14 protein-coding genes are annotated in these 16,772 nt (G+C 40.7%); 3 read left to right on the top strand and 11 right to left on the bottom strand.

What is annotated here, in order from left to right; genetic code table 11:
- The first annotated feature begins 73 nt into the window (after nt 1–73).
- Complete coding sequence (locus AC3E9U_RS04295) at nt 74–1,240, top strand: phospholipase D-like domain-containing protein (RefSeq protein WP_488745680.1); 1,167 nt, start codon at nt 74–76, stop codon at nt 1,238–1,240.
- Entirely contained in the window at nt 1,237–1,659 is a 423-nt protein-coding gene (locus AC3E9U_RS04290) for a DUF2062 domain-containing protein (protein ID WP_488745679.1), read from the top strand. The genes AC3E9U_RS04295 and AC3E9U_RS04290 overlap by 4 nt, the downstream gene beginning before the upstream one ends.
- Here AC3E9U_RS04290 and queG read toward each other — a convergent pair whose 3' ends face one another.
- The 4 genes from queG to AC3E9U_RS04270 all read right to left on the bottom strand — a co-directional run bounded on the left by queG (nt 1,660) and on the right by AC3E9U_RS04270 (nt 4,442).
- Nucleotides 1,660–2,583 carry a tRNA epoxyqueuosine(34) reductase QueG gene (gene queG / locus AC3E9U_RS04285; RefSeq protein ID WP_488745678.1) on the bottom strand — a complete coding sequence of 308 codons (924 nt, stop codon included), beginning with the start codon at nt 2,581–2,583 and terminating at the stop codon, nt 1,660–1,662.
- 236 nt (nt 2,584–2,819) lie between these two features.
- On the bottom strand, nt 2,820–3,842 hold the full coding sequence (gene ruvB, locus AC3E9U_RS04280) for a Holliday junction branch migration DNA helicase RuvB (RefSeq protein ID WP_488745677.1): 1,023 nt from the start codon (nt 3,840–3,842) through the stop codon (nt 2,820–2,822).
- Nucleotides 3,843–3,907: 65 nt separating this feature from the next.
- A complete protein-coding gene (locus tag AC3E9U_RS04275; protein ID WP_488745676.1) occupies nt 3,908–4,216 on the bottom strand; it encodes a GNAT family N-acetyltransferase in 309 nt (102 codons plus the stop codon).
- Nucleotides 4,206–4,442 carry a (4Fe-4S)-binding protein gene (locus AC3E9U_RS04270; RefSeq protein WP_488745675.1) on the bottom strand — a complete coding sequence of 79 codons (237 nt, stop codon included), beginning with the start codon at nt 4,440–4,442 and terminating at the stop codon, nt 4,206–4,208. The genes AC3E9U_RS04275 and AC3E9U_RS04270 overlap by 11 nt, the downstream gene beginning before the upstream one ends.
- A gap of 92 nt (nt 4,443–4,534) precedes the next feature.
- Between AC3E9U_RS04270 and AC3E9U_RS04265 the strand changes: the two genes are divergently transcribed.
- Entirely contained in the window at nt 4,535–5,938 is a 1,404-nt protein-coding gene (locus tag AC3E9U_RS04265) for an APC family permease (RefSeq protein WP_488745674.1), read from the top strand.
- Between the two features lie 667 nt (nt 5,939–6,605).
- On the opposite strand, the gene AC3E9U_RS04260 is transcribed toward AC3E9U_RS04265, so the two are convergent.
- Genes AC3E9U_RS04260 through AC3E9U_RS04230 form a run of 7 tightly spaced genes read right to left on the bottom strand, consistent with a single transcriptional unit; the run spans nt 6,606 to nt 16,764 of the window.
- Nucleotides 6,606–8,414, bottom strand: a complete 1,809-nt coding sequence (locus AC3E9U_RS04260; RefSeq protein ID WP_488745673.1) for a cytochrome c oxidase subunit I — start codon at nt 8,412–8,414, stop codon at nt 6,606–6,608.
- Between the two features lie 36 nt (nt 8,415–8,450).
- Nucleotides 8,451–9,617: a cytochrome c oxidase subunit II gene (locus tag AC3E9U_RS04255; protein ID WP_488745672.1), complete on the bottom strand. Its 1,167-nt coding sequence runs from the start codon at nt 9,615–9,617 to the stop codon at nt 8,451–8,453.
- 21 nt (nt 9,618–9,638) lie between these two features.
- A complete protein-coding gene (locus tag AC3E9U_RS04250) occupies nt 9,639–11,147 on the bottom strand; it encodes a quinol:cytochrome C oxidoreductase (RefSeq protein ID WP_488745671.1) in 1,509 nt (502 codons plus the stop codon).
- A gap of 22 nt (nt 11,148–11,169) precedes the next feature.
- On the bottom strand, nt 11,170–11,721 hold the full coding sequence (locus AC3E9U_RS04245) for a c-type cytochrome (protein ID WP_488745670.1): 552 nt from the start codon (nt 11,719–11,721) through the stop codon (nt 11,170–11,172).
- Between the two features lie 8 nt (nt 11,722–11,729).
- Complete coding sequence (locus AC3E9U_RS04240) at nt 11,730–12,257, bottom strand: DUF3341 domain-containing protein (RefSeq protein ID WP_488745669.1); 528 nt, start codon at nt 12,255–12,257, stop codon at nt 11,730–11,732.
- 6 nt (nt 12,258–12,263) lie between these two features.
- The gene (gene nrfD, locus AC3E9U_RS04235) at nt 12,264–13,670 is read right to left on the bottom strand and encodes an NrfD/PsrC family molybdoenzyme membrane anchor subunit (RefSeq protein WP_488745668.1); all 1,407 of its coding nucleotides are present in this window, start codon (nt 13,668–13,670) and stop codon (nt 12,264–12,266) included.
- 40 nt (nt 13,671–13,710) lie between these two features.
- Nucleotides 13,711–16,764 (bottom strand): TAT-variant-translocated molybdopterin oxidoreductase, encoded by a 3,054-nt coding sequence (locus tag AC3E9U_RS04230; protein WP_488745667.1) that lies wholly within the window; start codon nt 16,762–16,764, stop codon nt 13,711–13,713.
- Between the last annotated feature and the right edge of the window lie 8 nt (nt 16,765–16,772).

Here is a 16,772-nt window from a genome sequence, read left to right as displayed (position 1 = left end):
GCATCTTATAATTTATCCCTAAATTGATGGACCGCAAACTTCCACTATTTATCAGAAAATTTGGATACAGAAAATGGAAAACGGCAATTCTTCAGATTTTGGCACCAACGCAATTACACTCGTATACAGCGGACGGGATTTTTTTGACCGATTGGAAAAATTAATCAATAATGCCAACACCGAAATCCATCTTCAAACGTATATTCTTGCAGACGACAGCTCCGGAAACAAAATAGCCAATGCTCTTAAAAAAGCGGCTTTGCGAAAAGTGACCGTTTATCTGCTTTTGGACGGATTGGGATCCCGGGTTTTATCCGATAAATTTGTGGAAGATTTAAAAAAAAACGGCATTCATTTTCGCTTTTTTTCCCCTTTATTTTCCTATCATTCCTTTTATTTGGGAAGACGGCTCCATCATAAAATTGTGGTGGCTGACGCTAAAACCGTTTTGATTGGCGGCATCAATATTGCCGAAAAATATGAAGGAAACCAAAATGAGGCGCCATGGCTGGATTATGCCGTTTTAATTGAAGATCCTGCAATTGCCCGGCAGGCACAATCGATTTGTCATTACTATTTTTTCAAAAAGGGAAAACGCCCTAACGGTAAAACATTTTCACAGGAACCGGACAATCAGATCAGTGTAAAGATAATGCAAAACGATTGGCTACGACGGAAAAAAGAAATCCAAAACGCCTATATCAAATCCATTCAGACGGCCCAAATCGAAATTACCATCGTTTGCGGCTATTTTCTACCTGGCCGAAGAATTACCCAGGCCCTCAAAAAAGCGGCGAAACGAAATGTCCGTATCCGTCTTATTCTGTCCGGAGTTTCCGATGTCCCACTGGTAAAATCAGCAATAAACTACTACTATGCTTTTCTGCTCCGCCACAATATCGAACTCTATGAATGGAGCCAATCCATTTTACACGGCAAAACAGCGGTCATCGACCAAAAATGGACCACAATCGGTTCGTTCAACCTAAATCATTTGAGTTCACAGGCCAGTATCGAGATGAATGTCGGCATCGCTTCAACAGATTTTGCCGAGAAGTATAAAGATCATTTGATGGATATTATTTCGCAGTGTACACAAATAACTCCGGAAGCGTTTCAGACCAAAAACAGCGTCTTGGTTCGTTTTGGTCAATGGATCTCGTATTATGTCGTTCGCTTCTTCGAAATTATGCTGACTTTCTTACCCCAGAATCGGTTTCTTAAAAAGATTATAAAATGAAATGGAAAACCATCACCGATTTCTTTTGGAAGATCGCCAGATCCCATAACAGTACGGAAGAAATTGCGTGGGGCGCCGCTATCGGGACATTCATAAGTGTGTTTCCCACATTTGGACTTGGAATGCCATTGGTTATTGCACTGAGCCGGATGTTTAAATTCAATCTGGCCATCGCACTTGCCGCGAGTGTGATTTCCAATCCGCTGACGAGTCCGTTTTTTATGTTATTGAATTATGAAGTAGGTTCATCGCTACTAAACACTCAAATTAAATTTGACGTTGAAAACTGGAAAGACAACTTAAAAGACACTGGATTGACCATTTTAATAGGGTCAATTATTGTAAGCGGTGTTATGGGGGTACTCGCTTACTTCTTTTCAAAATTCATGGTGGTGAAATTTCGAAAACAAAACAATTGACTACTTCAAAAAATCTATGTTTCGTTTAAGTCCGCTTATTTTAGTTCTTTTCACCGCCGAATTTTTAAAAACCCGTTGAAACGTTTCTTCGGTTATTTCCTCCCAGTCTTTTTTGGTGAAGGATAACAATTCCGGATTCGGATTGAAAAGCGGTTCATTGTGCGGTTTTGAAAAGCGGTTCCACGGACATACATCCTGACAGACATCGCAGCCAAACATCCAATCATCAAATTTACCTTTCAGTTCCATGGGAAGATTGTCTTTCAGTTCGATGGTAAAATAGGAAATGCATTTACTTCCGTCTACTACATATGGCGCCACGATCGCTTCTGTGGGACAGGCATCGAGACAGGCAGTGCAACTTCCGCAATGGTCTGTGGTAATGGTATCGTAATCCAAATCCAAATCGACGATCAGTTCAGCTATGAAGAAAAAGGAACCGACCTGCTTCGAAAGCAGATTACCATTTTTTCCGACCCAGCCCAAACCGCTTTTGGCTGCCCATGCTTTATCGAGCACCGGTGCCGAATCCACGAAAGCACGTCCGGACACTTCGCCGATTTCGGTTTGCATGAATTGCAGTAAGTCTTTGAGTTTGTCTTTAATGATGAAATGATAATCCTGACCATAAGCATATTTTGAAATCTTATAACTTTCAGGATTTTGCACTTCGGAAGGATAATAATTCAGCAATAGGGAAATTACGCTTTTGGCGCCATCCACCAGCAAGGTCGGATCGAGGCGTTTGTCGAAATGATTTTCCATATAATGCATTTCGCCCTGAAAATTACGTTTCAAATAATTTTCCAAACGAGGTGCTTCTTCTTCCAAGAATCCAGCTTTGGAAATACCACATGACAAAAATCCGAGGCGTTGGGCTTCGGACTTAATCATTTGGGTATATTTTGACCGCTGGTTTGACATTTGAAATCTTATTTTAAAATCAGGCGAATTTCGCAGATTTTACTTTCACGGAATGCATTTTATCATTTGGAATGCAATAGAACTCATTATAAAATCACGCAGATTTTGCGGATTGTCGCAGATTTTTCTGTTCCGGGCCCGCATTAGGGATAGAGCAATTGTCTGAGCTCTTTTTTAGTGGAGCTTCGCGGAACTAAAAAAAGCGAGTGCGAAAGCCCGACCTGAAGGGGAATGCCCTAAAACAGACCGCCTTGGATATTATTCCGGATTCTTCCCAGATGTTTATAGGCTTTCTCAGTTACTTCGCGTCCTCTTGGCGTTCGGATGATAAAGCCTTCCTGGATTAAAAACGGTTCGTATACTTCTTCTATGGTTTCACCACTTTCTGAAACAGCTGTGGCTAAGGTTGTCAAACCTACCGGACCACCTTTGAACTTATCGATGATGGTCGTTAGAATTTTGTTGTCCATTTCGTCCAGACCGTTGGCATCCACATGCAAAGCCTTCAAAGCGTAACGAGCAATTTCTATATCGATCTTTCCGTTGCCTTTGATTTGAGCAAAATCACGAACACGTCGCAATAAGGCATTGGCAATACGAGGTGTCCCCCGGCTGCGACCGGCAATTTCGATGGCCGCTTCCATGGAGATGGGCATATTTAAAATAGACGAACTTCGCTGCACGATGGTCGTCAGTAATTCGGTGTTGTAATATTGCAGACGGCTCTGGATTCCGAAACGTGCACGCATTGGCGCTGTCAGCAATCCGGAACGCGTGGTAGCTCCAACCAAAGTAAACGGATTCAGATTGATCTGTACGGTTCTGGCATTGGGTCCGCTTTCGATCATGATGTCGATTTTGAAATCTTCCATGGCCGAATACAGGTACTCTTCCACTATCGGACTTAAGCGGTGAATTTCGTCTATGAACAAAACATCACGCTCATCCAAATTGGTAAGCAATCCCGCCAAATCACCGGGTTTATCCAACACAGGTCCGGAAGTAATTTTGATTCCCACGCCCAACTCGTTGGCCAAAATATTGGCCAAGGTCGTTTTCCCTAATCCCGGAGGACCGTGGAAAAGCGTATGATCTAAAGCATCGCCGCGCAGATTGGCCGCTTCCACGAAAACTTTGAGATTTTCCAATACCTGATCCTGTCCGGTAAAATCGTCAAAACTCAGGGGGCGCAAGGCCTTTTCGATGTCAACTTCCTGCGGGGTAAAGCGCTCTTTATTAGGATTCAGATTTTCATTCATGGAGCAAAGATAGGAAGAAAGTAATCAGTTAGCAGTAATCAGTCGGCACATTCTAAACCTTATAATCAAATGTGATAACCCGGTGCAAGAATTTCCTTCCATTCCGGATTCCTTTGTATGTAAGCCGCTACAAATGGGCAAAGCGGCGCCAAAGGATACCCTTTTTCTTTGATCCAATGCAGCGTTTTTAAAACCAGTGCTGATCCCACACCTTTTCCTTCCAACGCAATGGGAACTTCGGTGTGCAGCACGAAAATGATATCCTGCTTAGTAATTTTAAAATCCGTAAAGGCTATTTGTCCGTCTACGTCCAGTTCGAAACGTCCTTTCTCTTCGTTAACCGAAATCGGCAACAGTTCCAAACTATTCTCCATCTTTCGCCTTATCCTTATTATAATAAAATGATAATGCTCCCGAAGGACATTTTTTCACCTGGGCAACCATTTCATCCGAACTGGCTCCTCTGGGATTGATCCATGGCTGTACCTTGGCACGGAAAACCTCCGGCAATCCACGGACGCAATTACCTGAATGCTGACATAAATGTTGTTTCCAAACTATAGTCACTTCACCGTTTGTATATTCTTTTACACTGTCCATAATCGTAAGAATTTAGCTTTACGTAAGTTACAAAAAAAAGTCTGACTAAAACGGATGTTTTTATATCTTTAAGCCAATTTAACAAAAATTTTATGCAAGAAGAAACACAACATCTGAAACGCGAATTGGGCTTATTGGACGGTACCATGCTGGTGGTGGGCTCAATGATCGGCTCGGGAATATTTATTGTAAGTGCCGATATCGCACGTCAGGTAGGATCTACCGCCTGGTTACTGATCATCTGGTTATTGTCCGGACTTATCACCATTATTGCTGCGGTGAGTTACGGCGAGTTGAGTGCCATGTTCCCAAAAGCAGGTGGACAATATGTCTATTTAAAAGAAGCCTACAATAAACTCATCGCTTTTCTATATGGGTGGAGTTTCTTCGGCGTGATCCAGACGGGGACCATTGCCGCAGTAGGCGTTGCCTTTTCTAAGTTTACTGCTTATCTGATTCCGGCCGTGAGTGATGAAAACGTGCTGTATGAAATCGGTTCCTTCAAGCTTAATGCCGCGCAATTGGTTTCGATCTTCACCATTATATTACTTACTTTCATCAACAGTCGCGGGGTAAAGAACGGAAAGATACTGCAGACGATCCTGACGATTATCAAAATTGCTTCTTTATTAGGCTTAATTATATTCGGTTTGATGGCCGCTAAAGCCAACGTCTGGGATGCGAACTGGACGGATGTTTGGGCGACGAAATCCTTTAATGCCGAAACGGGTTCATGGCTACCTATTTCCGGAACTGCACTTATTACCGGAATTTCCGCTGCCATGGTAGGCTCTTTATTTTCAAGTGATGCCTGGAATGGTGTCACGTTCATTGCTGGGGAAATCAAAAATCCGGAGCGCAATGTCGGCTTGAGTTTGTTTTTAGGAACGTTTATTGTCACCATCATTTATGTTATGGCCAATGTGATGTATGTGGCTGTAGTCCCTTTGGAAGAAATTGCTTTTGCTAAATCAGACCGTGTAGCCGTGGTGGCTGCGAATAGCATTTTTGGCAACATCGGCACATTGATTATCGCGGTAATGATCATGATTTCCACTTTTGCCTGCAATAACGGATTGATTATGGCCGGCGCCCGTGTATATTATACGATGGCGAAAGATGGCTTATTCTTTAAAAAAGCAGGCCATCTGAATGAATTCAGCGTTCCGGCCTGGGCACTTTGGGCGCAGTGTTTTTGGGCTTCCTTCTTATGTCTGACAGGAAAATACGGGGATCTTTTAGACTTTGTGGTGATTATCGTGTTGATATTCTATATCCTGACTATTTACGGCATATTCATTCTTCGTAAAAAGCAACCTGATGCAGTACGCCCGTACAAAGCATTTGGTTACCCATTCTTGCCATTGTTTTACATCATAACGGCTTCGGCTATCAGCATTACTTTACTGATTACAAAATTCTCAACCTGTGGCTGGGGCGTATTGATTATGCTTACGGGAATTCCGGTATATTATTTGACTAAATCGAAAAACTAATTCTTTCTCACATGAAAAAAATCCCGACTGTTATGGTTGGGATTTTTTATTTGAAATAGTTTGAACTGCGAGGAATGTGCTTACGGGCTGTCGGGGCACTAAATTGCTCTTATTATCCTGATCGAAAATTCGGAGTGTTATTTCATAAAAAGGAACTAAAATTTTCTTAAAATCTGTTTTTCAATTGGTTACAATATATAAAAGCCGTAATTTTACATCAGGATTTTTGATTTGTTGTATGTTTGAATAAGAGGCACTACAAACGTGTTCTTTTTCGGGCGCTATCCTATCTATTGTTTTAAGTGTAGGGTGATAGTAAATCAAGAATTTATTGAGAGGTCATAGCAATATGACCTCTTTTTTATTGAGACAAACACGTCCAACAAACATCTGAACGTAGCATCTTCTTTCAATTCTTGCTCAAAGTCGGGAGACTTTGCGCAGCGAGGACCACTGCTCAAAGAGGAAAACGTAGCCTCTCATAGTCAACGAAAACCTAAAGACAATTTCTTTTATAAGAACTGCTTCAATAAAAGCATTCCAGAACTCGTATACAGATTGCTCCTTGCTAACCCGCACATTATGCTCGCAATTACAGGAACATCAGTCAAAAGCGAATAAAAAAGCCTCTCCGACTGGAAAGGCTTTTTTATATGAATCTATAATATTAGTGATGAAGTTGCTCTTCTCCTTCTTTGTAAGGAACCGTTTGTGGTACGAAATCTTCATCGTGACCTGGTTTACTGTAATCGTAAGCCCATCTGTGCACGTGAGGAATTTCACCTGGCCAGTTTCCGTGAATGTGCTCAACAGGAGCTGTCCACTCTAGAGTGTTTGATCTCCAAGGATTCTGAACTGCTTTCTTACCGTAGAAAATGCTATAGAAGAAGTTCCAGATAAATACAATTTGGAATGCAGCACCTACTAATGCGAACATAGTGATTAAAACGTTAACATCAGCTAAATCATCAAATAACGGGAACGCTGTATTTGTATAGTAACGTCTTGGTAAACCAGCCATTCCGATGAAGTGCATTGGGAAGAATACCCCGTAAGCACAAACTGCAGTAACCCAGAAGTGGATGTAACCCAAGTTCTTGTTCATCATTCTTCCGAACATTTTAGGGAACCAGTGGTAAACACCGGCGAAGAATCCGTAAAGTGCAGAGATACCCATTACCAAGTGGAAGTGCGCTACTACGAAATACGTATCGTGTACGTTGATATCCAAAGTAGAGTCTCCAAGGATGATACCTGTCAAACCACCAGTGATAAAAGTAGATACCAATCCGATAGAGAATAACATTGCAGGGTTTAACTGCAGGTTACCTTTCCATAACGTTGTAATGTAGTTGAATGCTTTTACCGCAGAAGGAATTGCAATCAATAATGTTGTAAATGTAAATACCGAACCTAAGAATGGGTTCATACCTGAGATGAACATGTGGTGACCCCAAACGATAGTCGATAAGAATGCGATTGCTAAGATAGAAGCAATCATCGCACGGTAACCGAAGATTGGTTTACGTGAATTAGTTGCGATAATTTCAGATGTGATACCTAAAGCCGGTAATAATACGATGTATACCTCAGGGTGTCCTAAGAACCAGAATAAGTGCTCGAACAATACCGGTGAACCACCTTGGTAATGCAATACTTCACCTGAAATGAAGATATCTGATAAGAAGAACGACGTACCGAAGCTTCTATCGAAAATCAATAACAATGCTGCAGACAATAGAACCGGGAACGAAACGATACCGATGATAGCCGTTACAAAGAAAGCCCAAACAGTAAGAGGCAATCTTGTCATTGACATTCCTTTAGTTCTCAAGTTGATTACAGTAACTACGTAGTTCAATGATCCCATCAAAGACGAAGCAATGAAGATAGCCATTGAAACCAACCATAATGTCATACCTGTTCCTGAACCTGGAATCGCCTGTGGCAAAGCACTCAACGGAGGATAAATAGTCCATCCCGCTGAAGCCGGTCCTGATTCAACGAATAAAGAACATAACATGATGATGGTAGAAACGAAGAATAACCAGTATGAAATCATGTTCATGAAACCGGAAGCCATATCTCTAGCTCCGATTTGCAATGGAATTAACAAGTTACTGAACGTACCGCTCAATCCGGCAGTTAATACGAAGAATACCATGATCGTACCGTGGATGGTAACTAAAGCCAGGTAAATATCGTTACGCATTACTCCTCCCGGAGCAAATTTTTCACCTAAAAGGAATTTAAAGATACCGAAAGATTCTTCCGGCCAAGCAATCTGCATACGGAATAATAATGACATCATAACACCGATGATACCCATTATAAGACCAGTAATCAAATATTGCTTCGCAATCATCTTATGGTCGATACTAAAGATATACTTTGTAATGAAAGTATCTTTATGGTGGTGTTCGTGATCGTGATCGTGTCCGTGATCGTGACTTAAATCGTGTCCTACTGCTGACATATTCTTTTAATTTGAATAGTATTAAAAAATCAATTATTATTTAACTTGAGCTAAAGCTTTAGTCGAATCTACTTTAACCGTTTCCACTTTAGCAGCCGGAACTGCAGCTTCAGTCGCCGGAGCTTCTTTTGCTTTATCTTCTGCTACCGCAATTCTCAACAACTTTTGTACGCTTAACCATTTTTTGTAATCAGCTTCGCTCTCAACAATAATTTTCATTTGCATGTTATAGTGAGATTGTCCACAAATTTTGTTACATAACAATAAATAATCAAAAGTATACGGATCTAAGGCAGTTTTACCTTCCGCTACCAACTCCTGGCTTTTCTTAGCTCTGATTTTGTTGATGCGGGCCACTTTCTCAACCATATCAGCCGATTGACGCATTTGATCAGTTGTCATTGTCGGTGTGAAAGCGAATTGCGTAACCATACCCGGAACAGCATTCATCTGTGCTCTGAAGTGAGGCATATAAGCAGAGTGCAACACGTCCTGAGAACGAATTTTGAAAACCACTTTTTTACCTACTGGCAAGTGAAGTTCAGAAACTTGTCTATCGTCTTGTGAATTAGGATCAGACATATCAACCCCTAATGTGTTCACTCCTTCAATATAGCGAACATTGGCTTTTCCAAGAGTATTGTCTTTACCTGCATATCTAGCTTCCCAGCTGAACTGTTTAGCATACAATTCCACATACATTACATCCTCTTCTTCATCAACAAACATAATGTTTGTCCAAGCATACAATCCATAAAGGATCAAACCTGCCAATACAATAACCGGGATGATAGTCCAGATAAACTCTAATTTGTCATTATCTGCAAAATATAAAGCTGTTCTTCCTTGTTTACCACGGTATTTGAATGCAAAGAAGTGAAGTAACGCCTGAGTAATAGTCTGCACGATAAAAATCAAGATCATTGAAATCCACATTAATTTATCGTAATCAGCTCCGTGTGCCGAAGCAGAACCACTCATTAAAGGTAAGTCACCAAATTTTACAACACAGTAAATAGTTGTAAGATAAATGAAAACCAAAAAGGCAAACATTAGGTAACCATTCACATTATTATCATTATCGTTTGCAACTTCAGAATCATCCTTTTTTGCCCCGATTTGTGTCAGATCGAATATCTTAGTCAATTGCCATATAGCAATCCCTAATAAAACTACAACTGTAAGTACCAATAAACTTGTCATTTGTTTATTTCTTTAAATATATTAATAATGGAAATGTTTACTTTCTTCGATCAATGGGTTGCGTTTTGCTAATAATGGAGCTTTCGCTATAGCAGTAAACACTACAAAGATGAATAATCCGAAGAAGAATAACAATGAACTGATCTCAGACACTCCAATGAACCACTGATCTCCAACAGTTGCCGGCATGATCATATTGAAGAAATCAATATAGTGACCTGTAAGTATAATGATACCTGCCATAACAATAACCCAAGTCAAACGTTTAAAGTCTGAGTTCACAAGGATTAGGATTGGCAATACGAAGTTCAACACAACCATACCAAAGAATGGTAATTTAAAGTGCTCGATACGAGTGACGAAATAGGTTACCTCTTCAGGGATATTTGAATACCACATTAACATGAATTGAGAAAACCATAAGTACGTCCAGAAAACACTGAATCCGAACATAAATTTAGCTAAATCGTGAATGTGGCTTGTATTTACATACTCTAAATAACCTTTAGATTTAAGGTATAAAGTCACAAAAGCAATCGTTGTTACCCCACTTACCACAAAACTTGCGAATACGTACCATCCGAACAATGTACTGTACCAGTGTGGGTCAACAGACATGATCCAGTCCCAAGACGCGATTGATTCCGAAACGATAAAGAACGCTAAGAATCCGGCAGCAGCCTTGAAGTTCTTTTTGTAGAACGAATCATCAGTAGCATTATCCTGTGCTAATGAATTTCTTCTTGCGAAGTAACGGTATAAATTCCAACCTCCTAAGAAAGTAACTGCTCTGAAAAGGAAGAAAGGAACATTTAAGAAACCGGATTTTCCAGCAATGATAGCATCGTAGTTTGGATGTTTCGGCTCAGTAACTCCTTCAGCCATCCACGCGAACAAATGGTTCATTTCCATTCCGGACAAGATAAGCAACAATAAGAAGATAATTGAACCCGGCAATACATAAGCAGTAATACCTTCCATTACACGGAACAATACCGGCGACCAACCAGCCTGTGCAGCCCATTGGATAGCATAGAATGCTAAAACTCCAACTGAAATCAACAAGAAGAAGATACATGCCACGTACAATGCAGCCCATGGCTTATTTTGCAATTGGTGCAATACGTGATTCAAGTGTTTTTCATGGTCCTTGTGTGCATCAGCTTCATGAGACTCTGCTTTTGCAGCATGAGCATCATGGTGATCTTCTTCAACTACAGGAGCTACAATTGCTTTAGTTGAGTCAGCCTCCTGTGTTTTAACAGAATCTGTAGCAACCGCATGAGTTTCAGCAGCAGGAGCTTCATGTTTTACTGAATCCACGGCAACATCGTGATGTGCCTCAGCACCAGCAGCATCATGTGCCGCAACAGCAGCGTGGTGACCACCCTCATGATGACTTTCGGCTAATATTTTTTCTACGTCTTGCGTAGTTTTAGGTGCAGTTAAAAAACCATATGCAATACCTAACAAGCCAAGCGCCATAAGGACAAATGCAAAGGTTTTTAATTTGTTTGAAAATGTGTACATATTCTAAACGTTCAAATGAGTTTTACTTCTTTAATTCTCCTCTTAATTTTAACACGTGATCCACAACCATCCAACGCTCTTGCTGAGACAATTGGTTCGCGTGAGAACCCATGGAGTTCAATCCATAAGTGATTACGTGGAAAATACTTCCTTCAGTAACATCTCTGTCTGCATAACTAGGAACCCCAAGGAATTTTTCTCTTTTCACTAAATTACCCTTACCATCACCTTTTTCACCGTGACAGATAGCGCAATAAATATTGAATAATTCCGCTCCTTTTTCAGCATTAACAGTTAATGAATCCAATGGTGATTTAAGCGTCGCTTTTGCCTGCATATAACCAGCAGGAGTATTTGGAATCTCATAAGGTTGGAAACCTCTCTTAATAGATCCTTGCGCTGGTTTTAAACCTTCTTTACCACCTTTGAATGCAGCAGATTGAGAATAAGTCTCATAGGCTACTGACTCATACATATTAGGGAAGAACTGATAGTTAGGTTTTGATTTGTCGAAACATGATGTCGCGGCAATCGATACACCTACTAATGCTACTATTTTATATAAAGCTTTCATATCTACTATTAATGCTTATCAATTACTTTAACTTCTACAGCACCGGTGTTTTTGAAGAAAGAAATCATGTCTTCCTCATTCCCTTTTACTGCAACCTCCATTAGGAAGTGATCATCTGTAGTTCTAACATCCGGATTTTCAGCCTCCTTGAATGGCCACAATCTACTTCTTAAATAGAACGTGATAACCATTAAGTGAGCAGCGAAGAATACTGTCAACTCGAACATTACAGGTACGAAAGCCGGCATGTTCTGATAGAAAGCAAAACTTGGCTTACCTCCGATATCCTGAGGCCAATCAACAATCATGATGTAATTCAATAAATTAGCCGCAACAGTTAAACCAACAACTCCATAAAGGAATGAAGCGATAGCAATTCTAGTTGGTGCTAATCCCATAGCTTTATCCAAACCGTGAACCGGGAATGGCGTGTAAACTTCTTCAATATGATGATGAGCCGCTCTCGATGCTTTAACAGCATCCATTAAGATATCATCATCTGTATATATAGCATGTATAACTTTATTCGTACTCATGATCTATTAATGATTGTGTGAATGATGTCCTTCTTTTTCTCTTTCTCTTTTGTAATTTTCTGCGGAAGTCTTCATGATAGTCTTAACCTCTGCCTGAGCAATTACAGGGAAACTTCTTGAATATAATAAGAATAATACGAAGAAGAAACCAATTGTACCGATATAGATACCCGCATCAACAAATGTTGGCTGGAACATTGTCCAAGATGACGGTAAATAATCTCTGTGTAATGAAGTCACGATAATTACGAAACGCTCAAACCACATACCGATGTTTACCACTAGGGAAATGATGAATGAGAACATGATACTGGTTCTTAATTTTTTGAACCACATGAACTGCGGAGAGAATACGTTACAAGTCATCATCAACCAGTATGACCACCAGTAAGGTCCTGTAGCACGGTTCAAGAACGCATACTGCTCATACTCCACACCCGAATACCAAGCTACGAACAACTCAGTGATGTAAGCACAACCTACGATTGAACCGGTAATCATGATTACGATGTTCATCAATTCGATATGCTGAATCGTGATATAGTCTTCAAGGTTACACACTTTTCTCATGATGATAAGCAATGTATTTACCATCGCGAATCCAGAGAAGATCGCACCCGCAACGAAGTAAGGAGGAAGGATTGTAGTATGCCATCCAGGGATAACCGAAGTTGCGAAGTCAAAGGATACGATTGTGTGTACGGAAAGTACAAGTGGCGTTGCTAAACCGGCCAATACAAGAGAAACCTCTTCGAAACGTTGCCAGTCTTTAGCTCTACCTGACCATCCGAAAGAAAGGATGGAATAGATTCTTTTGTTGAAAGGGGTTACCGCTCTGTCACGGATCATCGCGAAGTCAGGTAATAATCCAGTCCACCAGAAAACCAATGAAACCGAAAGATACGTTGAGATCGCAAATACGTCCCATAATAACGGGGAGTTAAAGTTAACCCAAAGAGAACCAAACTGGTTCGGAATTGGTAATACCCAGTATCCTAACCATGGACGACCCATGTGGATGATCGGGAACAAACCTGCCTGAACTACCGAGAAGATGGTCATAGCCTCCGCTGAACGGTTAATCGCCATTCTCCATTTTTGACGGAATAATAATAGTACTGCAGAAATTAGAGTTCCGGCGTGACCGATACCTACCCACCATACGAAGTTAGTGATATCCCAAGCCCAACCTACTGTTTTATTTAATCCCCATGTTCCGATACCTGTAGAGATAGTGTAAACCATACATCCCGCTCCCCAAAGGAAAGCTGCTAATGCAATTGTAAAAACGGTCCACCATTGTTTGTTTGCCTTACCTTCAACAGGTCTAGCTACATCTACTGTTACATCGTGATAAGTTTTATCACCTATAACTAAAGGTTTTCTAATGGGTGCTTCGTAATGAGACGACATAATCCTTTATATTGTTTCTTAATTAATAATTTTATTACTCTTACGTATTTCTAACTTTCACGTGATAGAATACATTTGGCTTAGTTCCGATGTGCTCTAATAAATGATACATTCTTTCGTCTTCAGCCAATTTAGCCACTTGACTTTCTTTATCATTTACATCTCCAAATACCATCGCTCCGCTTGTACAAGCTGCAGAACATGCTGTCTGGAATTCTCCGTCTTTAATCTGACGTCCTTCTTTTTTCGCTTTAAGAATAGTCGCCTGAGTCATCTGGATACACATTGAACATTTCTCCATTACTCCTCGAGAACGAACGTTAACATCCGGGTTCAATACCATACGGCCTAAATCATCATTCATGTGATAATCAAACTCGCTGTTTTTGTTGTATAAGAACCAGTTGAAACGACGTACTTTATAAGGACAGTTGTTTGCACAGTAACGAGTACCCACACAACGGTTGTAAGCCATATGGTTCTGACCTTGACGTCCGTGAGATGTAGCCGCTACCGGACATACAGTTTCACAAGGAGCGTGGTTACAGTGCTGACACATTACCGGTTGGAAAGCAACCTGAGGATTTTCAGAAGGATCTTCCATTCCTGTTAATGTATCGATCGAGTTTAACAACCCACTTGCTTTTGCTTTTAATTCACCATCTCCTTTGAATGTTTCTTCTGAAGAGTAGTAACGGTCGATACGCAACCAGTGCATATCACGGCTTCTTCTTACCTCAGATTTACCAACTACAGGAACATTGTTTTCAGCATGACAAGCGATAACACAAGCACCACATCCGGTACAAGCATTCAAGTCGATAGAAAGGTTGAAGTGGTGTCCTACCGTACGATCGAATGAATCCCAAAGATCCACTTCTGTAGCAGGAGTTTCCTGGTGATCCAAAGATACCATTGGAATTGGATTCCAAGTTTCAGCATCTTCAGTACTGAATATTTTCAAGGTAGTTTCTTTGATGATATCACCTCTACCCATTAATGTTTTTTGCAACTGAACGCAAGCAAATTCATGCTCACCTTCCGCTTTTGAAATTTTAGCAGCTTGATTTGCATTTTGGTTTACATACAATTTGTACGCGTTAACCCCAACCTGCATCTCTTCTTTCATTGCCTCTTTTCTACCGTAACCTAAAGCTAAACCGATAGTACCAACTGCCTGACCCGGCTGAATGATAACCGGAACATTCTGCAATTTGATTCCGGCAACCTCGATAGTTGAATAACTACCATTAAGACCTCCGTTTGCAACATTGCGGTTCTCTAAGCCTAATTTCTCTGCATCTTTTTTAGAAACAGTCACATAGTTATCCCAAGATGCTCTTGTAATCGGATCCGGGAATTCCTGTAACCATGGATTGTTTGCCTGCTGACCATCACCCATTCCGGTTTTAGTGTATAACACTAACTCCATACCACCTTCATTTTTAGCTTGCGCTAAAGCAGAAGCCGCTGAAGCGAAGTCCGCAGAACCTCCTGCAACCGCAGCCACTTCCGAAGTATAAACTCCATCGTGAACCAATTGGTTCCAAGTTGTTCCTGCAGCAATTGAGGAACCAACTGCTTTTAAGAAATCATAATAAGTATTTGTATTACCAGTCCAAGCCATTAAAGCTTCCTGGAATTGTTTAGTATCAAACAACGGACGGATAGTCGGCTGCATGATCGCGTAGTGTCCTTTTGCGATCATTACATCTCCCCATGATTCTAAGTAGTGAGGAGCTGCGGCAACGATCGTAGATTTAACAGCCGTTTCATCTTCTCTTAAAGTGAATGTAACAGATGTTTTAACTTTTGCAAGACCTTCAGCAAATTCAGAAGCATTTGCTAAAGTGTATAATGGGTTCACTCCATTCATAATCAAGGTATGAACAGCACCCGCTTTCATATCCGCAACCAATTGCGCTACTGCTTTGCTGTCACCTTTACGGATCAAACGTGCAGCGGAAGGATTGAAAGCCTCAGAAGTTAATGCTTTGTTGATCGCCAATACCAATAATTGTGCATTAACATCATCTAAACCAGAAACTAAAACTCCTTTTCCTTTAGCATCACTTAATTGTTTTGCTGCTTTCATTACAGCTTCTTCATTCTTGCCTAAATTGGCAGCACCTGCAGAAGCACCAGTAATAACATTATATATTTTAACTAAAGCTTGTTTTTGCTCAGTAACTGTTAACGGAATACGTTTGTCTGCATTAGCTCCAGCCAAAGACATGTTTGCTTCGATCTGGATATGCTTAGACATCTTCCCGTTCTTAGGAACACGACCTTTAGAATAACCTGCATCGTATCCTCCACCCTGCCAATCGCCAAGGATATCAGCTCCGATAGATACGATAACATCCGCTTTTGCGAAGTCGTAATCAGCTAAAGCTCTTTCTCCATACACCATCTGGAACGCATCCAAAGCCGTAGAAGAAGAAACCGCATCATAAGTTACATGCTTAGCTGTTGGGTTTTTTGCAATGAAATCTGCAATCAATCTGTCAGTAGACGGACTTGACATTGTATTTGTCAACACTACCACCTGACCGCCTTTAGATTTAGCTTCTGCTAAACTTTTAGCAACAGCAGCATTTACTTCTGACCAAGAGGCCGCTTTACCAGCAATTTTTGGTTGTTTCACACGCATACTGTCATACAATGACAATACAGAAGCGTGAACTCTCGCATTTGCACCAAATTTTGCATTAGGTAAATTATTATTTTCTACTTTAATAGGACGACCTTCACGGGTTTTGATCAGGATATTTGCGAAATCAAAACCATCCATCATTGTAGTTGCATAATAATCTGCAACACCAGGAATGATTTGTTCAGGTTGAACTACATAAGGAATAGACTTAACAACCGGACCTTCACACGCAGCCAATGAAGCGGCAGCAGTAGAGAATCCAACGTATTTCAAAAAGTCACGACGAGTTGTTGATGAAGCAGACAGGGTAGCTGCGTCTCCTAAGAATTCTTCTGTAGGTATTTCTTCAACAAATTCATTGTTTCTTAGCGTCTCAACAATAGAGCTATTTTGGTCTAGCTCTTCAACACTTTTCCAGTATTTTTTGTTTGATGCCATTGTATATA

The sequence above is a fragment of the Flavobacterium sp. 21.1 genome, from assembly GCF_057801535.1.
This window is presented reverse-complemented; position numbering and strand designations above follow the sequence as displayed.